Below are 19,480 nucleotides of genomic sequence, written 5' to 3'. Positions count from 1 at the left end.
GTTACTCTTAATTTGAATCTTTGTAACATTTCGCCCTTGCTAAAAGCGTCTACGCTTATTACGCACTGGCATTATCACCGGGAGAAAAAATGAAGCCATCGCCATCAAATAACACGCATGACAATGACGTGGACAGTGAAGAAAAAGAACAAGGCACGGATATTGAAGTGGACGAAGACGCCCTGCCCTCGCGGGCTGCGGCGATCCATGAAGAGATTCGGCAGGATGGGGAAAAGGAGCTGGAGCGCGACGGCATGGCGCTGCTGTGGTCAGCGATTGCCGCCGGCTTATCGATGGGTGCCTCGCTGATGGCGAAAGGCATTTTCCAGGTGCACCTCGCTGGCGTGCCCGGCGCTTATCTGCTGGAGAATCTCGGCTACACCTTTGGTTTTGTCATCGTGATTATGGCGCGCCAGCAGCTGTTTACTGAGAATACCGTCACCGCCGTACTGCCGGTGATGCATAAACCCACCGGCGGCAATTTTATGCTGCTGCTGCGGCTGTGGAGCGTGGTGCTGATCGGCAATTTGATTGGTACCGCGCTGGGCGCGCTGGCGTTTAATCATATGCCGATTTTCGATGACGCCACGCGCCAGGCCTTCACCGCCATCAGCGAAAAAGTGATGGAGCATACGCCGGGCGAAATGTTTGCCAACGCAGTGATTTCAGGCTGGATCATCGCCACCATGGTGTGGATGTTTCCTTATGCTGGCGGCGCCAAAATTGTGGTGATCGTGATGATGACCTGGCTGGTGGCGCTGGGCGATCTGGCCCACATTGTGGTCGGATCGGTTGAAGTGCTGTATCTGGTGTTTGCCGGCACGCTGCCGTGGCAGGAGTTTTTGTGGCCGTTTGCACTGCCCACCCTGCTGGGCAACATCACCGGCGGTACGCTGATTTTTGCCCTGATCAGTCACGCGCAGATCCGTAACGACATGAGCGAAGCGGCCAAAGCCAAAGCGCGAGCCGAACAGAAGCGTAAAGAGAGGCAGGAAAAGCAGAAAGATCAGGAAAAAGCGTGATCGCCACCGCCTGATTGCTGACACTTTGAGCAAACAGGCGGCCCACGGTTAAAATCCCCTGCACGGTGCGCTATACTGCGCGCCGCACGTCTCCTTAGTTAAATGGATATAACGAGCCCCTCCTAAGGGCTAGTTGCAGGTTCGATTCCTGCAGGGGACACTTTTTGCAAGTCTCAGCTTATCTCAAAAAGTCAAAAATACCCTCTAAATCAAAAGATTTACCACACACTATGTCCAGCACCGTCCAGTAAAGTTCGATAGAATCTATATACATGCTGCGATCTGTTATTCAAATTAAACGTGCTAAAGCCGCTGGAGGTGTTAGCTGTGCTACAAAAATAGAAAAGCGTGGCGCGTTAGAGAAGGCAAGCAAGATCCCCAGCCGTTGCGATGAAGTTCTCCGTTTTGCTGTGGTAACTGACCGAGAAAAGTACAATTTTGCTCCAGATTTAGCCATTGCTTCGAACAAGCCTAAACAGAATCATTTCCCGTTCCTGAAAGAAAAAGATTTTCCCGCTTTTCTTAAAGCGCTTAAAGGGTATCAGGGCAGCTTACTGACTGAATACGCCACTCAGCTACTCATGCTTACTGGTGTACGTACTATTGAACTCCGGGAGGCTTCATGGTGTGAGTTTGATTTGGGTTACGCTCTATGGGAAATCCCGAAAGAACGAATGAAAAAGCGCCGTTCTCATTTAGTGCCGCTATCGTCTCAAGCGATTGAGATTTTGAATAAGCTGAAGGTGATTTCCGGCAAATATTCGCTAGTGTTTCCAGGCAGAAACGACGTTAGAAGGCCGATGAGCGATGCAAGCATTAATAAAGTGATAAAGATGCTTGGCTATCATGGACGGCTAACGGGGCATGGTTTCCGCCATATGATGAGCACGATCTTGCATGAACATGGCTTTGAAAGCGCATGGATTGAAATGCAGCTTGCGCATGTTGATAAGAATTTCATTAGAGGAACTTACAATCATGCGCAATACTTATCAGGAAGTAAGGACATGCTTCAATGGTATGCTGAGAAAACTTTCAATAAACCTCAGTAGCCTGCATCTTTGACATCAGTTTCAATTTCTTTAACCTGCTTTGAAATTCTTTTTTTGAAATGGTAGTCAATTTCCAATGAAGTCAAATTCTCAGTTTTCTTCTGAAAGTAATGATTTAACACATGGACTTTTTGTCCTTCAGTGTAATTATCAAAATTAGGAATATAGGTTGTATCCCGCCTATTATGTTTTATTTGGAAGTAAGTGCGCACGAAGGATTTCAAATTAATCTTAACATTAAATCTTTTACATAGACCATTCAGAAATTCATCAAATTGATGAAGCAGTGTTTCATCATTCATTTCTGAAAAAAAATACATCCATCCTTTAGACTTGTTTTGAAAGATACAACCTGTAATTCTTAGATTCACCCGCCATTCTAAAAACTCTTCACTTTTTAGTTTAGAGTGTTTGTAACCTGTAAATATTGCCAATAGAGATTCGCGCAGTTTTTCAACCGATCCTACTCTTGCTGATACAATATCATTATTGAAATAATAACCTAGATATCCAAAACTATCGCTTCCTAATGATCCAACACTGGATTTTTCAGGCTCTTTTTTTGGATCATATACTTTAAGCTTTATTTTTCTAAACTTTGAAATTATATCATTGGATATTTTTTGCACATCTTTTTCGTCACACAAGACGAGCACATCGTCAACATATCTAAAATACTTAATCTCTGTATTATTTAAAAAATACTTATCAATATTTGATAAATATATTGCGGCTAATATGTTGGAAATGGAAAGGCCTTGAGGAACACCTCGAGATGAAGCTACATCTTTCCTGCTAGCTTTGGATACAGTAGGGGACGAGATAGCACTTTCAATTAATTTTAATATACGTTCATCACGAATATTTTTTCTTAACCTGCTAATAAGTTTAACGTGGTCTATTGATGGATAAAAATTAGCCACATCGAACTTAATGAAGGAATTAAATTTATTAGATGATACATCCAATTTCAATTCACGGATCATGGTTTGTGGCAATTTAAAATCAATTGAATCTTGATATTTCTGCTGTAGAAAATTACAAAGCGCTTTGAGCGCAATCTTATCTCGTATGGTAGGAATTGATATTTCACGTGGAGGCTTACCACGCCCTTTACTAATTAACTTTAGCTTATATTTACTAAAATTATAAGTAGATGCTATAACCTTTTTATTAACAATTGCTAACTGTTCATCCAAGATAGGCCAGAGCAATTGATGTGACATATTATCAATTCCAGTCGCAGCAGAAAGAGATACATTATTTAAATAAATATCCTTGAGGTAATTAATATCATAATGTGAATCAAAAATCGCAGAAATTTTCATTTCACGCCATCCTTAATAACCAAACGGTCAAAAATGGGAAAATAAACAAAAATATTATTGACACCACATTTCTTGTTTTAATTAGGTTGACTTTCCGTATCATTTTATCGGTTGGCACTTTAGAAACTTTTGTTTTATCGCTGGCATTATTGTATTCATCGACGACTGCTAAATAAAAGTCTTTCTCTTGGTGATTTTCTGAAATAGACAGGACTGCTTGATAATCTCTATCAAGAAGAGAATCGTCCGGATTCACAACTTGCGATCTAGTATAAATAATGCTTAGTTGTTCATAGCACTGCTTTACTAACAGAGCCCTTCCTTTGAAATCCATATTATTTATAAAAAGAGTAGCTACTAATACCATTACAGAGAGTGCAACCATAGTTGCGGATTCAGTCTGAGTAATGCTACCAACAGGCAGTACTAAGGTATAAATTGAGTAACACACCAGAAATATGGAATACCATAATAGAAAAAATTGAGAATAAAAATTTAGGTTTAGAAGACGCACCTCAGTTTTTATTCTTGCCTTTTTAGTCCACCAAATTTTATCTGAAAAATTACTCATTAATTTCAACTCCTTTTGAAGACCGAGGCGCCTTAGGTAGTAATCGTGTAACGCCTGGATTAACAGACTAGACGAGCTAGAGGCAAAACCTCCCAGAATTAGTTGCACCCATTGCTGGATGATCGTAGAACGATACGCCTCGGTAGAAATACTTTACACAATTTTAATAAATTAACAAATCAAATTTTGAAATGACAAAAACGGCGCTACACCGCACCCGCCTGCGGTTTTCATATCAAGAAATTATTTCAGTTTTGCTTTTCTTCAAAGCACTATCTCCGCCCACGGCAGCAGAGGGTTTACGGCTCATACCCTTGACTGAAATCGTTGAAAGGAATTTCACTTTTTTCAGTTTCGCAACAACCTCAAGCCATCCAAAATGGGATTAACTTATTGATTTTAAATAAAATTATTTTTTACGTGACTAAGGAAGTCAACCTTATTCATATTGTAGAAAACATAATGTATTGATATATATGGACTTTAAAGAAATGTCTACTGAAATTTTTTCATCCCAAAAGTAAGCCGGACGCTCACATTCTGCCCGGCATAGTAGTTAACTCTTAATCTCTTCCTCTCTTTGTAACTCAAGCACTCGTTTACGCTCATCCTGCCCAAGCGCGTTTAGCAGCTCCCTTACCCTTCCATCTCCAGCTAACGCACTGGGACTGATGGTATGTGAAAACGAGACGTTCATTACAAAGGTGTGCCCACATTCCAGATTGGTGCACTGGTAATAAACATCCGACAGCTGAGGATGCTTTCTGTTGGTTTTGCGTATCGTTGCGTCCGCCAGGTAATACGGGCATGTCATTTTTATTATCCGCATTGTTTTTCCTTTAAAACATGCCCGCTATGTTGAAAGCAATTGGCACGGTTATCAATCTAAAGGGGCGTGTAACACTAATAACGCAAGTAAACCCTTTGTTTTATTTTGATAAAAATAGAAGTCACTGCGCAGCTCATACGCTTAGCTTATTCACCCAGTCACTCTGCCACCCCAATGCTGTTTTTCATCTGCCACAAGGTGTAAATCTGCGATCGCAGGTGCTGTTCGAGCTGGCGGATAAGCTGCTGCCGCTGGGGGGCACTGGCTGGTAGCGAGTGGATTTGCCGCAATTGTTCCTCAATGGGCTCAGCCTGCTGAAAACGGGTCATCATGCCAAATACCGAGGACTTCAGCTCACTCACCGTGATGTATTTGCCTTTTTGCTCATCCAGTCCATTCAGCCGCTCGCTTAACTGTGCCAGCTTCATCATTCCCTGATGCCAGGCCGCAAGGTTTTGCGCTGGCAACGTGCTGGCCTCAAGCTGATGCTGCCACCGAGCTGATAACGAACCCGCCTGTTCCGGCCACAGCCCCTGCGCCTGCTCCACCAGCTGCTGGCCATACGCAATATTCCAGTCGGGCGCGAGTTGCTCCAGGCGAGATAACTGCTGCTGCGTGTCGGCAAGCAAAGCTGGTGGTAAGGACGTCCGCTGCCGCAGCACATCCCGCTGCTGTGGCGTGAGTGTGACGGGCACAGGAGCCAGCGATGCCACCAGCTGAGCCTGCAGCGGATCGGGCCGGTGCAGATATTGCCAGCCGCCCACCGCGACCACGCTGATAAGCAGCATGGTAAACATCCCGGCACTGAAAAATTGCCACTTATTACGACGGGCCAGCGCCGCTGTCTGCACCTTTATCTTCGGCTGATGTTGCTGCTGCGCGACATAAATCCATCTGGCGCTATGCGGAGTTTTCGTTTCATGCGGGAGTGCGGATATCGCCCCGTTATCTATCGTGGTGCCGGGCAAGATGTCGCTGGTCATACCGTCACGGCTTTCCAGCCTGGCAGCACTGTTGTGCATCAGAGCACGCAACGTATCAAGCTGGCTAAGATGTTTAAGCTCCAACCGCTGTAACACGGTCCCCAGGCGGGTAAGCAGTTGTTCAGCACGATAAAGCTGACTCAGATCGTCATAATTCAGGGAAAGGGTGCGCATCTGCTGCTGCACGCGCTGGCTCAGGCTGATGAGAATATCCATGCGCGCATGAATCGGTTGCGGCCACAGCGCCCCCCACTGATGGCTCACCAACGCTTCCACTAGCGCCAGACCTTCATTCAATCCGACCAGGCCGGCCAGTTGCATGCGGGCAAGCGTGTACCAGGCCGCGGTCTGCAACTCCACTCCGTTTTGTTCGAACAGAGAAAGGCAGCGTTGTTCAACGTAAAGCCAGTCTATATCTGGCCGTGCCGGATGGGTCAATTTGCTCAGCTCTTCACGCAGAGCAGCATAATCCGGCAGCTTACGCGGGTCGCTGCCGGTTTTAATCCGACGGGCAGGCATGTCATTCATGACTTATTGTCCCTGTGAGGTATGTACAGCGTGGGAGGATAATTAATTATGCAGTCTGGTTTTTTTGCCTGTTCTGAGCGAGGTCCGATGCAAACATTTTTTTCCGCCCTCCCCCTTACCCGCCTTAATTAATATTGATTACCGGTGCAAATAGGTAAATGCGTGTAGCCGGGTTGGCTGGCCATATAAAGCGGAGCGCAGGTCGGTTTTCGTGGTTGCAAATCGTTTTGATCCTGAGGCTGAGCCACCGGCTGTGGCTGTTTCTTTGATGTAACGATCTTTTTGGTCTGCGTTTTGCCGCTGTTAAGCGGTGATTTTGCCTGCTGCGTGTTATCTGACGAATCATACCTGGAGCAAAATTTCTTCGACTGACTCAGACTTCCGTCATTACAAACAAAACGTCCATCTGAGGTACAGTGTGCAATACCACCCTTTGCACCAGAACAGGGTTTTCTGCCTCTGGCCGCTTCAGCCTGCAGAGTCACTAATAAGCTAAAAACCAACAGCGGTATCAATTTTTTCATATTCAAATCCATATGTTATTTTATTATTCAGCCTTGTTCGTAATAATGCAGCTTAGATTTGCGCTTTACCATCAAGATATTGCTGCTGCCGGAGATGCCGCAACAGAACGCGCCCTTCCGGCATAAATTCAGTGCCGTATCGCACCAGACCGAGTCCCTTCAGTTCCGCATCAATCGCGTAGCGCAATTCGCCGGGCTGCGCCTGCTCCAGCAGCACCACTCTGATGCTTTTCAGGCGCGGCTCATACCTGAGCAGAACAGCAGACAGGGTGCCAATCAGCTCATGGGCCGTTCCCGGCATGCCCTGCAGGATTTTGGTCATATCGGGCAGACCATAGTCCGGCAGATGCGCCAGCGTGCCGGCGCGGCAGTTGAGGATGCGCTGCATGTTATCGAGCACGGACAAAATCACCTGATTCTGTTCGCTGACCTGATGCAGGTCGAGGCCGCCGGTGAAGTTGCCGGTGAGCATTTCATACAGCGAAGGTGTGTTATGTCCCTGGGGCATCAGTCGTCCTTGAGCGGTTGTAGCGTCAAATGGTTTTTACCGGCTTCCAGAATGCGCGGCTTATCCGGGTCAAGGTCTTCACGCCCTATCACCAGCTTCCAGGTGTTGTTAACCCTATCCGGATGGCGGAACAGCCCTGCCACGGCGACAAACTGCGCATCTTCTTCCATTGGCATATCGAGGTTCGCATCACCGCCAGGTTTTACCACTACATCCCGGGTTGCCAGCAGATCGGCTTTCAGGATCGTGTCGCCATCCCGGAGTAGCTGCTGATAGACCGTTTTGTCGAAGGTTTTACGGTCTTTCAGCTGCCAGACCCGAATAACCACCGGCTCAGACAGCGAATTACTTTCACGGGAATCGGTGTTCAGCGCCTCACGGGCGGTGAAATCCAGGTGCAGCACCTTAATCTTTTTGTAAAACACGGCGTTAAATGCCGATTTGGTGCCATCGGTGATACCCTGCGTCACCCCACAGCCCGTCAGGCTGAATGCCAGTAGCGCAGGTAGCCAGCATGCGGATTTAATCAAACTTGTACGTAACACGTCGGTTTCCTTGTTGTGATGATGCAGGCTCCAGCCCGGCGTAATAACCCAGTTCCGTGGTAAAGGTCTGCGGAATATCCTCCGGGAGATCTTCATCTTGCGCGCCCAGTACGCCATTCATCCCCAGCCAGAATGGGCCTTCGCCGAGCGGCGGCACGACCAGCAGGCGGGTTCGGGTGGTCAGGGTGATTTTTGCTTTAAAGCGCCAGCCGAGATACACCCGCAGCATCACCAGAAAGTCCTGATACAGCAGGCCGTCCGGTTTCCAGCCCTGTGATTCCTGCTCGTTATCGGTGGACAGAGCAATCAACAGCTGGCTGTTGACATCCATCGCCTCTTCACCCAGCGGTGTGTTGCCATCCAGCAGAAAATCGTCATCGCCGTAAAAGCCCAGCGGCTGGCTGACTGCCACTGGTCGCAGGCAATACGGGCTCACCTGCACCGTCGTGTCGGGTGCCAGCAGGCTCACCAGGGCCTGTATTCCCTCCTGGGTTTTACCTGGCTGCTGCAGCACACCCAGCAGCGCCAGAAATCGGGATACCGGGGTGGCGATGTGCTCTGCGGTGCCCGGTATCCCCAGTCCCACCAGACCCAGCAGTGACTGCGAGATAGCGTCAGTACCGCCGGGCTCAAAGGTGGCCGGGTAAGAGTATTTACGCCAGACACGGTAAAACTGCGTCAGGATACGGTGGCTGAAGATATCCAGAAAACCCTGCAGCGCCTCATGCCCTTCGCAGCGCTGGGTGATGTCATCAAGGTACGCTGTGGGCAAAGGAGAATCGACACCGTACATCCCCATAAAGGTCGTGCGGATGAGCGGTGGCTTGCTGTCATCCTCCTCGTCATATTCGACAGTCTTTATTTCGCTGGCCGGAAATCCCATCCCCGGATGTGGCGCAAACCGCACCGGGTCGTCCGCCGGGTGGCTGGTCGAACCCATCAGCGGCCTGCCAGGATTACGCTTCTCCAGCAGCTGGCATAAGCGGTAAAAGTTGATGCGGTGAAGGTCGGCTTCCAGCCGCGGGGTCAGCCGGGAATGCGGCGGTTGTGCTTCTCTTCCCATTCCAGGCGCTCTCCGGTCGGTTGCAGGATGATAATCAGGCGGTTGAACAAATAGATATCGGTATACAGCGCGAAGAAGCGGCTCAGCGTCTCGCCGAAAAGACAGATGTCGCCGCGCCCGGCAAAGCCGTGACTGTCCAGCGTTACCTCAATCTGCACACCGCGTACCAGATAGCCCTGCTCGAAACGCTCGGTTTCGCGGTGCTTAACGTCAATGATGGCTTCCAGCCGACGGCGGTTCATCTCACTGTCGGTCCATTCGTACAGCGCCAGCGTCCCGCGCAGCACGTCGGCATTGTCCATCATCGACAGGAATCCGCTGCCGAGATGGCTCAGCACACGCCAGTGGAAACGGTCCTGCGCCGGTGGATAACAGGGTAGTGTCGGCGCACACAGGTTACGCACGGCGATACTGGCTGAGGTGGTTTTCATCACCGTATCAAGCACCGTGCTCTGCAGAGCTCGTCGTGGCAGCTGGCCGTTGGTGCCGGTGAGCGTCAGCGACAGGCTTTCGTCTTCCGGCACCGTGTGGTTATCAAACGCTTCACCGCCAAGGATAAGCCAGGTGTTATGCAGTCCGGACGGACCGCGACGTACGCGAGTGTGGTAGTAATATTCCGGGGCCTGATGGCGCATCATGCCGCCTTTATGGCGAAAGCTCGAAAACGGCACGTAGGTATGCTGGCTGGATGACATCACCGAATCCACCGCATAAATCTCGGTATGGCCATCCTGCACGCGCATCGGGCGCAGCATGTATTCGGTCTGCAGAGAATTGAGCGTCAGCGGGTCTGACTCCAGCGGGAACAGGTTAATCACCGGCACACAGTTCAGGCGCAGATGCTTTTCGGTAAAGCTGAAGTCATGTTCCCAGCGCTCCGCCAGCACCACGTCGATTTCGAACCAAGGGAGTGCAGCCGGAAAGACCACGGTCTCCAGTCCACGCAGGCCCGTGAACATGAATTTCTCGCGGAAGGTGAAATACTCCAGCAACAGCTGATAGCCGCTGAAACTGCTGCTGCCCTTCGGCCACAGGTCGTCGTTATCGCCAAAGCCCAGCGCGGTGAAATACCCGTTGAGCGGCCTTGTGTCGATGTCACCCGGCAGGCGCAGCCACAGGCGGGCGACATTCATGGTGAAGGCTTCATGCATGGCACAGGCCAGCGGCGCGTCGGCGTTGAAATACAGCGGAATACAGCTCAGGTCGATGCGCGTCCAGTCAGCCAGGTCACTGCAGTGAAAACGCAGAGTCATAACCGAACGCCCGTCAGGATCAGTCGACAGACGGGCATGTTCCAGCCACAACGGCAGAAGAGTCGTCTCTTTGGTGGTGGTATACCGGCAGCGCGTGCCCTTCTCGCCGATCGGCCGCGAGTTCACCTCAAAACCTTTGACGATGCGCATCGGCTCTTTCATCTCGCGCCAGTCAGGGGTGAACTCGACCACCGACATGGACGGAATGGTACGCAGGTAATGTGGCCACAGCAGACTGACCAGCCCTTCGGTTAATTCGGGCAAGTCGTCATCGAGCTTCTCGCGCAGCCGGCCCATCAGGAAGGCAAAGCCCTCGAACAGCCGCTCAACGTACGGGTCGCGCGCTCCCGCTTTATCGAGATTGAGCATTGCCGCCTGCTCGGGGTGAGCACGGGCAAACTCTTCACCGGCTTCCAGCAGGTAGCGCATTTCAGCGTCGTAATAACGCAGGGTTAAATCATCCATAAAAACCTGAATATGTGTGTTTGAAAGGTATGCCTGGCGTTTTAACCGCAAAGCACTGCGCTGCTGGCCGGATCGAGCGCAATCAGACCCGCCAGAAGCAAATCCATCTCTGGCTGTAACCGTGATTTATCGGTTTCACTGCGTGTGGCTTTCATGCGCAGCAGTCTGAGGCGGCGCGATTTCACTTCAAACAGCAATGCCGGTGTCCACTGCGTGAGGGTAATTGACTGTGCGGCACTGTCGAGCTCTCCCAGCAGATGCAGGGCCAGTTCATTTTTGCCCTTCTGCTCGGCCACGCGGGCCATCAGCAAACGCAGCAACCATCTGTCTTTTGTCGAGTCGGTGCCCGGGCGTGTCTGTAGCCAGCGAAGCGTGGCGTCCAGACCGTCAGTGTCCGCTTTCTCCAGCGCTTCCGGCTCAAGCGCCAGAATATCGTTGTTATCCGTGCTGGCGGCGCTGACCGGCTCATCCCGCCAGCCGGAGATGTCGTCCAGTACGCTCTGGTTTATCCAGTTCAGCGTCACTTCATCGGCAAACGGCGTACCGTCATTAAAGGCCAGGGTTTCAAGCCCGGTAAGGCGACGCAGCAACCCTTTCAGGTCGGCGGCGATGATATCAGCCAGTACTTCCTGCCCCGATTTCATCAGCGCCTGGTGGATATACCACTGCAAATCCAGCCAGAGGTGATTAGCGCCACGCGAAAAGGCGCTGTCTGCCTGCTCCAGTATTCCGCCCCAGCTCTGCTGCAGATACAGACGTTTGAGCATGGCACGCTGGTCTGCGCGAGGCGGATCTATGCGGGTTTTGCCTTGTGCATCCGGCGCAGGAATGCTGTGCAGCGTGTCATGACGCAGACTTTTCATCAGCCGGTGTGCGGCAAGCCAGCCATCGGGTTGCTCACGCAGATATCCGGTCAGGGTGCGGGCCTGGGCCAGCAAATCCTGACCGGAGGTGATGCGGCTCAGCACAGGCGCATCTGGCTCCGTCACAGGCGTGGAGAACTGTGACGGAGCCTTATCACCTGCATTCTGCGGTACCACGGCATCCACACCACCGGCCTTCATCAGGCGGGATTCCAGCGCGCTGTACAGGGCATTCAGCTCTGGCCGCGATGCTTCCGGCTCTGTGTCCAGACTGTCGCGCAACAGCAGCAGCGCACCGGCAGTGCGCAGTGCATCGTCGCGAATCACTTCCGGCCAGAGTGACAGGCTGTCCAGAACACGGGAGCCTGCCAGCCACTCCAGCACCGGTTTACGGCTCCGCTCGCGCTGAGGATGAAGCTGCGTGCCATAACGCTGTAGCAATCCCGCCAGCAGCTCAAGTCCTTCGGCAAAACCGGCTTCGCCGTCCCGGTGCAGGCGCGCCCAGCAGTAATAAGTTGCAACCCGGATATCTTTGGCCGCAGTGGTCAGCAGTTTTTCGGCAAGCGTACAAATCAACCCGGTATCAATGCCGGAGAGCTTATTGACCTCTTCGCGGATACGCTGAAAATCATCATCATAGCCCGGGTCTTCACCGGTCGGACTGGCGCCACCTACCGGCACAAGCCAGGGCTGCCAGTTTTCCGTGCGTACCTGCGCCTGCTGCCGCAGCTGAGTTTCTTGAGCCTGACAGGCGGTGACCAGATTCTGCAGTGTGCTCATTCTTCGACCTCCTCCATGTCACTGTTTGCGGTGTGAGCCATCAGCGCCTGCGCGGTGGCTGCGCTGTCGACACTGAATATCTGATCCGGCAGCGTGAAACCGCGCAGATCCAGCAACGCCAGCGGACCTTTCCCGAGTTGTGAGCGCAGCACCCACTGCAAAGTGCAACCGTCCGGGGCAGTAAAGCTCATCATCCACCGGCTGCGGTCAAGCTGCTGGCGTTTGCCCTGGTCCAGCCAGCGAATAAAACCCCAGGTCCCGCTGTAATCCCCGAACAGACGCGCACCGGCGTTGACTGAGGTCCAGGTCAGCATCGTCCCCGGCTTGTAAGTGTCACCCGGCCAGCGGAAGCTCTGCCAGTCGGCCATCTGGTTGAAGTAGTGCAGCTTTTGTCCATCAATAATCAACTGGGTTTCCACTACCTGCGGTACAGGACGCGCCTGCAGCTCAAAGCTGATGCCCTGGCTGCCATCGGTGAACAGAATGTCTGACAGTTGGCTCAGCTGATTAATCGCCCGCAGCAAGGCCGGGTTAAAGCTCAACCCCTGGCTGTTGACCTTATCCGGCACCCACTGGCTGCCCTCTTTGTGCAATACCCCGTTGAGCTCTGTCGTCAGGAAGCGCTCGATACGCCCGCTGTCCTTGCGCACAAATTCAGCCAGCATGGGTAAAGAGGCATCACTTTTACTGGCGGCAAACGGGAAACGTCCGTCAAAGGCAGTTTGCCAGTTGGCGACAACCGAGCGGCTCCATTTATCATTCAGGCTCGCCGCCGACGGCTGAAGCACGGTCTCCCAGGCCTGAGTCAGGGGCTGGACAAACATTGTGCTGCCAAAACCACTCCACTCTTCGCCCAGGCTTGCCGAAATCAGACTGCCGTACTGCTGGGTGTCGGTCAGGTCCACACTTTTGCCCTGGAACACGGTCTGCGCCAGAGTCTGCATCATTGCCTGCGGATCAGAGGCGCTGACGGTAAGTGGCCTCCGGGAGGTCATCCAGACTTAGGACGACGTCATGCTCCGCACGACGCCTGGCGACAATCCACAACGCCAGGATAAGCCCCAGCACCGCAAGCAGAAAGAGCACTGAAACCAGTCGCGATACCGGCAGGAAACTCAGGCAAACCACGGCACTCAGCAGGGCGGCCCACAGCGCAAGCCCGCGCTGCTGTGCAGGACTCATTTCACGGCTCCCGGCAGCAGGGTCACCAGCATCTGATCCAGCCAGTGGCTCAGTCCCCACCACAGTGCAGCCACCAGCACCACGCTCAGGCCAATACGCACGGGCCATGACGCCAGCCAGCCGCCCATTTCTCGTCCGGTACGGCTTTCCGCCAGAACCGGATGGGTTGGTGGATAGCTGAACGGCGTGATATGTTCGCTGAGCGCGTTGACGAGTTTCTGGCGCTCCGGATCGTTAAGAGAGCGGAAACTGCCGAGGAACCCCAGCATCATGACCCGCTGAAAGCAGGTCATAACAGCCTGGTCAGGCGCCGGTTCACGCAGCACATCACGCATGCGATCGCACAGCGTATCACCGGCATCCATGGTGCCGAGAAAGTGCCCCTGCAGGGGAATGTCATACCACTGCACGCAGGCGTCATCCTCCACACCACGACCTTTGACCGCCTCATCAAGCAGCGCACACTGTGCGGTGAGAATATGCTGACAGCTGACTTCATCGAGTTCGCTCGCTTTCAGCTCACGCTGCACATGTTCGACATCGGCAATGCAACGCTCCCACAACGTGCGCCCCTCTCCATCCTGAAACGTCGGACCGTGACGCAGGCTGATGACCTGCAGCCAGGTATCCTGCAGCAGAGCATCAATATCAATGGGCGCAGCAGTACTGCGTTTAGGCTCACTCATGTTCTCAGTACCGCAAAAAGTTCAAGTTCAGGCTCGCCGAGCATGCCCGGAACGTAAAACATACAGGTGCCGCTCTGAAGCATTTCGCTGGCCAGAGGATGCGAGACATCAAGGCTGAAATACTGGTTTTCCAGACGCAGCGGAATGGCTGCCGGCACATGGCGCAGTGGCGTCAGTGGCACGCCCACCCGTGAGGAATTGACGATACTCCTGACATGATCGGGACTGCCGATCTTGCACTGTCGCGGGAACTGCTCCTGCAGTTGTGCCACCGGCATCGGTGAACGCACGGAAAGGTAGTAATCCGCCCCTTCGCGCAGACGGGAGTCATGCAGACGGGCCTGCCAGACGTGCAGCCGGGCATCGTGCTCAAGCTCAATCGCCACCACCCGTGACGGCAGGCTGGCTTCCAGCAGATCGCCCAGTAAGTCAAACAGCGGCGGGAAGACGTTATTCAGCTGTTCATGCTGCCAGACCGGAATAGCACTCACCTGATGTTCCAGCGAGAAAGTCAGCAGGCTGCCCGCAAGCCGCGCCAGTTCCGGGTACAAACGCTCCGGTGGGCTTTGCAGGTTACGCTGAAACTGGCCGAGCACCGGTTCTGCGCTGTTCAGGGCATTGAGCAGCCAGAACAACGACACATCAGCCACGGCAAAGTCGGCCATGCGCTCGTTACTTTCACGTCGCATGGCCATCAGTCGACTCAGACGGGCACGCAGTTGCGTCATCAATTGTTCCAGCTGGGTTACCAGCCAGCGGCTGCCCTGCAGAGCCAGCAGTGGCGGAAGCCAGGTTTCATCGAGTGCCCAGCTGCCCTGTGAATCCTGCTGCAGACGGGCGACCGGACAGGTCAGATAATCACTGTTGTTCTGATGGGCAAAACGCAGCGTCAGCTCTGGCTGCATCACTGCAATCTGCCGGGTATCGTCGCCAAAGGTGTTGCGGACATCCCGCCAGCGCTGGCGATAACGCACAGGGCGCTCGGCCACCTCATCGGGTTTAAGACAGTTGCCGCCATTTGCCCGCAGCAGCGGAAGCGCCAGAACCACCACCACGTCCTGTGATTCGCCCTCAAGCATCAGCACCGGCGGCAGGTCATCGGCATTATCGGTGTCGATAAGCGTGCCATCGGGGAAACGGATGTGCAGATGACGGGCCTGCAGGCGGCCCAGCTTCAGTGCATCAGGTTCGAAGGTGGCAGCAATCATCCCCCAGGGATGGGAGAGGCCCAGCCGGGCGATGCATTCCGCAGACCAGGCCGCATAGGCGACCTGTTGCTGGAAGTGCTGGGGAGAGACCATAACGCCCCTGCCCCATAACGGTTGTTCCGTTTTCATTGGCTTCCTGCCTTAGCTTACGATTTCGCCTTCGGCATCTGGGAAACCAGTGACAGGTTGACGTCCATGCCCTCTACCTGGAAGTGTGGGATGGCGTACAGCCTGACGCGGAAGAAACCCGGGTTGTCGTCGATATCTTCCACTACCACCTTCGCGTCACGCAGCGGGTGAGAAGCCTGCAGTTCATCGCCCGGATCGGTCATTTCGGTCACCAGACTGCGCACCCAGGTGTTCAACTCCAGTTCCAGCAGACGCCGATCCTTGGTGGTGCCGATGTTTTCACGCTGAATCAGCTTCAGATAATGCGCGATACGCGACAGCAGGAAGATATACGGCAGACGGGCGTTAATGCGGCTGTTGGCGGTGGCATCCGCAGTGTCATACAGCGCAGGTTTCTGGGTGGAGTTGGCCGAGAAGAAGCAGCTGTAGTCGCGGTTTTTGTAGTAGGACAGCGGAATGAAACCAAGATTGGCGAACTCGAATTCACGGGTTTCCGGGATCATTACCTCACTCGGGATCTTCACCTGATTACCGGTGCCCAGATCGTACAGATGAATCGGCAGATCCTGCACCGCACCACCGGCCTGTGGACCACGGATTTGCACACACCAGCCATTGTTAATAAAGCTGCGCACCATGTTGGATGCGAAGGCAAACGAGGCGTTGGTCCACAGGTATTTGTCGTGATCCGGGCCTTTGACTTCTTCAACGTAGTTGAAGCTGCGCACCGGTACGGTGTCCGGGCCATACGGCAGGCGACCCAGCACACGCGGCATCACCAGACCGATGTAGCGCGAATCGTCCGTCTCGCGGAAGGATTTCCACTTGATGTATTCAGCGCGGTCAAAATAGTTACCGATATCTTTGATGGCCGCCACGTCTTCCATTGAATCCTTGAGGAAGAATTGCGGGCCGGCAGAGCCGATAAACGGCATATGCGCCGCAGCAGACACTTTTGAAATATTGCGCAGCAGGGCAACATCCTGCGCAGACGCATCAAACTCATAAGCGGAAATCAGCGCCGCAATCGGCTCGCCGCCTGGTGTGTCATACTCATCAATGTAGGTGTGTTTATACAGACCGCTCTGGATAATTTCCGGGCTGTCCTCGAAGTCCTGACGCAGGTCTTCTTTAGACATATCCAGCAGTTCGACTTTCACGTTCTGGCGGAAATCGGTTTTATCAACCAGCGATTTCACGCCGCGCCACAGGCTCTCCACTGCCTGGAACTCTTCACTGTGCATGACCGCATCCAGCTGACGACTGATCTGGTGATCCAGCGCGGCGATATGATGGTCAATCAGGTTTTTGTCGAGTTTTTCAACTTTTGCGCCTGATTTTTTCAGGCACTCCAGAAATACCTGCATGCCGGCGGTTAAACGCTCATCCGCCGTTGCATCCGACATCGCCTGCGCATCCTGCCAGATATCCAGCGCGCTCAGTTCAGAAACCGGGTTGAGATTGATCTTTTCAAACAGGGTGGCATAAACCCCACCGGCTGCCGGACGCTCCAGCACCACGCTCTCGCCACCCGTCGCATTCTCATTATTTACAGACATCAGCATCTTCCTTATTAATCCGTTAAATCATCGTGATGGTTATGGCTGTTTTGGTGCCAGGGTTGAGAGCTCAGCGCGCAGTTCTGCGCTTAACGCCGGGTCCAGCAGAATTTTTTCCAGCTCTTTTCGGAAGGCCTGGTTATCCAGCAGGTTGGCTTTTAAATCACGCAGTAAATTACGCATGGAAAGCATGGCCTTCAGCTGAGGTATTTGCCGGGAGACCTGTTCCGGAGAGAAATCTTTCATGCTCTGGAAAGTCAGACTGATGCTGTCTTCGCTGCCGTCATCGGCCAGCGTATTTTTAACGGCAACCGTGACTTTGGGCGAATATTCGGAAAGCACTGCGTCAAAATTATTTTTATTCAGATTAACTTTGGCTCGCTCTGATAATGGTGCGGACGCCTGACCATGACTGAAGTCGCCCGCCACCAATAATTTCAGCGGAAGCTCGGTTTTCTTGCTTGCGCCTCCGGTATGCAGGTCAAGTTTTAAGTTAATACGTGCCTTTGGGATTTCGGACTGAAAGGAAGAGTTAGACATGGCTGTCCCTGTTCTATTGAATGATAGAAACGGTCAATGCCAGTGAGAAATTAGTAAGAAAGGCAAACCCAGCCAGAACAACGTCCCGGTTCACGTCCTCCGACGGGAATAAAAACTCCGGAATTAAAAGCGAGTGCATTCCATTCACCAGCATATCGACACTATTTTTTAGGCATTTTTCTGAAATGAAAAATTTCGGATAAAACCCAATAGCCGCAGTGTAAGAACGTTCCCTGTCTGACCGGAACGGAAAAATGTAAAAAAATATTACAAACCCCGATTTTAACATCTCCAGATCATCTTCATGATTAATAAGAATTTTCTTGCATTACCCCTTCAGGCCCTGTGGGATAAGGACATGCAACGAGAGATCAATTTGGCTTAGGGCGTGATTCTGTTCAAAATGCCATCAATCAAGAGAAATATCTGATTTTGTACTTTGTTCAAAAATGAGAGGCCGGACGTGACTGAGCATGTGAAAAACAGACTACTTTTTCAAATTCCAACATTTCTTTTCGTTCAAATAAACGGGGTTTAATTATTTTCGTCAGATGAAATGACATAAAAAGATAAAATTTTCGGATAGCAGCAGCGTGCATTTTTATACAGGACGATAATGTGATGCTGTTAAACCTCCCTGTTAAAAAGATCGACGCAAGCCTTGTACTACATCATTCCCAGGTATTTGAGCGAATATCCATCTGCGGGACAATGTTGGTACTATCCTGAGTATTAAGTGCTGTATTTCACCAGGCAACACCTGACTGGTTTAAGCAGGCACATAGGGATGTGCAGCCGCATTTACCCGCTGTAGCGTAATCCGTAATGCAATTCTCGCAAAATTCAATGCAACTGCCCCGTCAGCGCTGACGCCATGCCGAGGGTGCCATGCCGTGCAGCTGGCGGAAGCGGTTGCTGAAATGGCTGGAAGAGTGGAAACCGCAGCGCAGGGCAATCTCGGTGAGCGACAGCGCGCTGAATTGCAGCAGTTGCTGCGCGGCTTCCATACGGCGGCGCATCACATACTGGTGCGGCGCTTCGCCGGTGCTGCTGCGGAACATACGTGCAAAATGGTATTCGCTGAGCGCCGCCTCTGCCGCCAGTTGGGCCAGCGTTAACGGCTGATCCAGCTGCGTATCGATCAGCGCCAGCACGCGGCGCAATACCGCCGGCGCCAGTCCGCCGCGCACCTGCGGCAGCTGCCACTTTACCTGACTGTAGCGCTGCAGCAGATGGGTCATCAGCAGTGTTGAGGCGCTGCTCAGCATCAGCTGGTTAGCCGGCTGCTGCCAGTCGGCGCTCAGCAGAAAATGGCGATACAGCTGGGTGATGCGATCATCGTCGGCAAAAATCTTCTCATGCAGGTTAAGCTGCGCCGGACTGCGATCCCACACCTGCTCACCGAGGTGACGCAAATGCGCATCGGTGCAGTAGAGATGCACGAAGGATAAATCCGCGCGCAGATCCCAGGTCGACTCGGTGCCAGACGGCATCAGGCAAAAGCGATCCGGCGCGCCGCCGTTGCGCCAGCCGTGCGGCGTTTTGTGCCAGGTGTCGTAACCATCGGCGACGTACAGGCTAAGCGTATGGTGATCGCTGAGGTTGGTCACGCGATCGCCACTGTTGAACCAGGCCGCCAGCCGAATGCCGCCGCTCAGCTGCACGCTATCGCGCAGCTGCGCTTTGTGACGCTGAAGCATAGTAAACGTCTGATATTCCGGCATGGTCTGACATCGCTCTCTGGGTTGATGTCCTTTAGTTTACGCAACTGACCGGACAGACAACAGGCCAATGCCGGACCAGGCGGGAAAAAGCGCAAGAATTTGCAAGTGCTGCGCAAAGTCATGCAAGCCGCGCTCCTG

16 protein-coding genes, 1 tRNA gene and 3 pseudogenes are annotated in these 19,480 nt (G+C 52.6%); 3 read left to right on the top strand and 17 right to left on the bottom strand.

Going from position 1 to position 19,480, the window contains the following annotated elements; all coding sequences use genetic code 11:
* Nucleotides 1–89 precede the first annotated feature (89 nt).
* The 3 genes and pseudogenes from C1Y42_RS06285 to C1Y42_RS06275 all read left to right on the top strand — a co-directional run.
* Nucleotides 90–1,022 (top strand): formate/nitrite transporter family protein, encoded by a 933-nt coding sequence (locus C1Y42_RS06285; RefSeq protein WP_058775841.1) that lies wholly within the window; start codon nucleotides 90–92, stop codon nucleotides 1,020–1,022.
* An 88-nt stretch (nucleotides 1,023–1,110) separates the two neighbouring features.
* Nucleotides 1,111–1,182 (top strand) — tRNA-Arg (locus tag C1Y42_RS06280).
* Nucleotides 1,183–1,325: 143 nt separating this feature from the next.
* Nucleotides 1,326–2,074: pseudogene (locus C1Y42_RS06275) on the top strand (tyrosine-type recombinase/integrase); the annotation flags it as partial.
* Here C1Y42_RS06275 and C1Y42_RS06270 read toward each other — a convergent pair.
* The 17 genes and pseudogenes from C1Y42_RS06270 to C1Y42_RS06185 form a co-directional block, all read right to left on the bottom strand.
* The gene (locus tag C1Y42_RS06270) at nucleotides 2,068–3,402 is read right to left on the bottom strand and encodes a reverse transcriptase/maturase family protein (RefSeq protein ID WP_104093047.1); all 1,335 of its coding nucleotides are present in this window, start codon (nucleotides 3,400–3,402) and stop codon (nucleotides 2,068–2,070) included. The pseudogene C1Y42_RS06275 and the gene C1Y42_RS06270 sit on opposite strands and share 7 nt — an antisense overlap.
* A 1-nt stretch (nucleotide 3,403) precedes the next feature.
* Nucleotides 3,404–3,973, bottom strand: coding sequence for an SLATT domain-containing protein (locus C1Y42_RS06265; protein WP_104093046.1), 570 nt, complete (start codon nucleotides 3,971–3,973; stop codon nucleotides 3,404–3,406).
* A gap of 556 nt (nucleotides 3,974–4,529) precedes the next feature.
* Entirely contained in the window at nucleotides 4,530–4,802 is a 273-nt protein-coding gene (locus tag C1Y42_RS06260; protein WP_104093045.1) for an ogr/Delta-like zinc finger family protein, read from the bottom strand.
* 158 nt (nucleotides 4,803–4,960) lie between these two features.
* Nucleotides 4,961–6,313 carry a VasL domain-containing protein gene (locus tag C1Y42_RS06255; RefSeq protein WP_104093044.1) on the bottom strand — a complete coding sequence of 451 codons (1,353 nt, stop codon included), beginning with the start codon at nucleotides 6,311–6,313 and terminating at the stop codon, nucleotides 4,961–4,963.
* 128 nt (nucleotides 6,314–6,441) lie between these two features.
* Entirely contained in the window at nucleotides 6,442–6,837 is a 396-nt protein-coding gene (locus C1Y42_RS06250) for a hypothetical protein (RefSeq protein ID WP_104093043.1), read from the bottom strand.
* A 52-nt stretch (nucleotides 6,838–6,889) separates the two neighbouring features.
* Entirely contained in the window at nucleotides 6,890–7,345 is a 456-nt protein-coding gene (gene tssE / locus C1Y42_RS06245) for a type VI secretion system baseplate subunit TssE (RefSeq protein ID WP_058775843.1), read from the bottom strand.
* Nucleotides 7,345–7,890, bottom strand: coding sequence for a type VI secretion system lipoprotein TssJ (tssJ, locus tag C1Y42_RS06240; protein ID WP_104093042.1), 546 nt, complete (start codon nucleotides 7,888–7,890; stop codon nucleotides 7,345–7,347). Before tssJ ends, tssE begins: the two co-directional genes overlap by 1 nt.
* Nucleotides 7,868–8,953: a type VI secretion system baseplate subunit TssG gene (gene tssG, locus C1Y42_RS06235; protein WP_104093041.1), complete on the bottom strand. Its 1,086-nt coding sequence runs from the start codon at nucleotides 8,951–8,953 to the stop codon at nucleotides 7,868–7,870. The genes tssJ and tssG overlap by 23 nt, the downstream gene beginning before the upstream one ends.
* Entirely contained in the window at nucleotides 8,917–10,671 is a 1,755-nt protein-coding gene (gene tssF / locus C1Y42_RS06230) for a type VI secretion system baseplate subunit TssF (RefSeq protein WP_104093040.1), read from the bottom strand. The genes tssG and tssF overlap by 37 nt, the downstream gene beginning before the upstream one ends.
* Before the next feature lie 41 nt (nucleotides 10,672–10,712).
* The gene (gene tssA / locus C1Y42_RS06225; protein WP_104093039.1) at nucleotides 10,713–12,314 is read right to left on the bottom strand and encodes a type VI secretion system protein TssA; all 1,602 of its coding nucleotides are present in this window, start codon (nucleotides 12,312–12,314) and stop codon (nucleotides 10,713–10,715) included.
* Nucleotides 12,311–13,282 (bottom strand): annotated as a pseudogene (locus tag C1Y42_RS06220) (type VI secretion IcmF C-terminal domain-containing protein); the annotation flags it as partial. The gene tssA and the pseudogene C1Y42_RS06220, both read right to left, overlap by 4 nt.
* A pseudogene (locus C1Y42_RS06215) lies at nucleotides 13,281–13,496 on the bottom strand (OmpA family protein); the annotation flags it as partial. The pseudogenes C1Y42_RS06220 and C1Y42_RS06215, both read right to left, overlap by 2 nt.
* A complete protein-coding gene (tssL, locus tag C1Y42_RS06210; RefSeq protein ID WP_104093038.1) occupies nucleotides 13,493–14,182 on the bottom strand; it encodes a type VI secretion system protein TssL, short form in 690 nt (229 codons plus the stop codon). The pseudogene C1Y42_RS06215 and the gene tssL, both read right to left, overlap by 4 nt.
* On the bottom strand, nucleotides 14,179–15,519 hold the full coding sequence (gene tssK, locus C1Y42_RS06205; RefSeq protein WP_104093037.1) for a type VI secretion system baseplate subunit TssK: 1,341 nt from the start codon (nucleotides 15,517–15,519) through the stop codon (nucleotides 14,179–14,181). The genes tssL and tssK overlap by 4 nt, the downstream gene beginning before the upstream one ends.
* A gap of 17 nt (nucleotides 15,520–15,536) precedes the next feature.
* The gene (gene tssC / locus C1Y42_RS06200) at nucleotides 15,537–17,084 is read right to left on the bottom strand and encodes a type VI secretion system contractile sheath large subunit (protein ID WP_031280019.1); all 1,548 of its coding nucleotides are present in this window, start codon (nucleotides 17,082–17,084) and stop codon (nucleotides 15,537–15,539) included.
* 33 nt (nucleotides 17,085–17,117) lie between these two features.
* Nucleotides 17,118–17,618, bottom strand: coding sequence for a type VI secretion system contractile sheath small subunit (tssB, locus tag C1Y42_RS06195; RefSeq protein WP_104093036.1), 501 nt, complete (start codon nucleotides 17,616–17,618; stop codon nucleotides 17,118–17,120).
* A gap of 860 nt (nucleotides 17,619–18,478) precedes the next feature.
* Complete coding sequence (locus tag C1Y42_RS06185) at nucleotides 18,479–19,342, bottom strand: AraC family transcriptional regulator (RefSeq protein WP_104093034.1); 864 nt, start codon at nucleotides 19,340–19,342, stop codon at nucleotides 18,479–18,481.
* Between the last annotated feature and the right edge of the window lie 138 nt (nucleotides 19,343–19,480).

Origin of the sequence: Pantoea sp. ICBG 985, from assembly GCF_002928365.1 — a bacterium.
Taxonomy (GTDB): Bacteria; Pseudomonadota; Gammaproteobacteria; order Enterobacterales; family Enterobacteriaceae; genus Pantoea; species Pantoea dispersa.
The sequence above is the reverse complement of the archived record's forward strand: the minus strand, read 5'-3'. Positions and strand labels throughout refer to the sequence as shown.

Bases quoted from the DNA above. Each gene is read 5' to 3' on its own strand.
- C1Y42_RS06285 (WP_058775841.1), top strand. From the start codon at position 90: ATGAAGCCATCGCCATCAAATAACACGCATGACAATGACGTGGACAGT.
- C1Y42_RS06270 (WP_104093047.1), bottom strand. From the start codon at position 3,402: ATGAAAATTTCTGCGATTTTTGATTCACATTATGATATTAATTACCTC.
- C1Y42_RS06265 (WP_104093046.1), bottom strand. From the start codon at position 3,973: ATGAGTAATTTTTCAGATAAAATTTGGTGGACTAAAAAGGCAAGAATA.
- C1Y42_RS06260 (WP_104093045.1), bottom strand. From the start codon at position 4,802: ATGCGGATAATAAAAATGACATGCCCGTATTACCTGGCGGACGCAACG.
- C1Y42_RS06255 (WP_104093044.1), bottom strand. From the start codon at position 6,313: ATGAATGACATGCCTGCCCGTCGGATTAAAACCGGCAGCGACCCGCGT.
- C1Y42_RS06250 (WP_104093043.1), bottom strand. From the start codon at position 6,837: ATGAAAAAATTGATACCGCTGTTGGTTTTTAGCTTATTAGTGACTCTG.
- tssE (WP_058775843.1), bottom strand. From the start codon at position 7,345: ATGCCCCAGGGACATAACACACCTTCGCTGTATGAAATGCTCACCGGC.
- tssG (WP_104093041.1), bottom strand. From the start codon at position 8,953: ATGGGAAGAGAAGCACAACCGCCGCATTCCCGGCTGACCCCGCGGCTG.
- tssF (WP_104093040.1), bottom strand. From the start codon at position 10,671: ATGGATGATTTAACCCTGCGTTATTACGACGCTGAAATGCGCTACCTG.
- tssA (WP_104093039.1), bottom strand. From the start codon at position 12,314: ATGAGCACACTGCAGAATCTGGTCACCGCCTGTCAGGCTCAAGAAACT.
- tssL (WP_104093038.1), bottom strand. From the start codon at position 14,182: ATGAGTGAGCCTAAACGCAGTACTGCTGCGCCCATTGATATTGATGCT.
- tssK (WP_104093037.1), bottom strand. From the start codon at position 15,519: ATGAAAACGGAACAACCGTTATGGGGCAGGGGCGTTATGGTCTCTCCC.
- tssC (WP_031280019.1), bottom strand. From the start codon at position 17,084: ATGCTGATGTCTGTAAATAATGAGAATGCGACGGGTGGCGAGAGCGTG.
- tssB (WP_104093036.1), bottom strand. From the start codon at position 17,618: ATGTCTAACTCTTCCTTTCAGTCCGAAATCCCAAAGGCACGTATTAAC.
- C1Y42_RS06185 (WP_104093034.1), bottom strand. From the start codon at position 19,342: ATGCCGGAATATCAGACGTTTACTATGCTTCAGCGTCACAAAGCGCAG.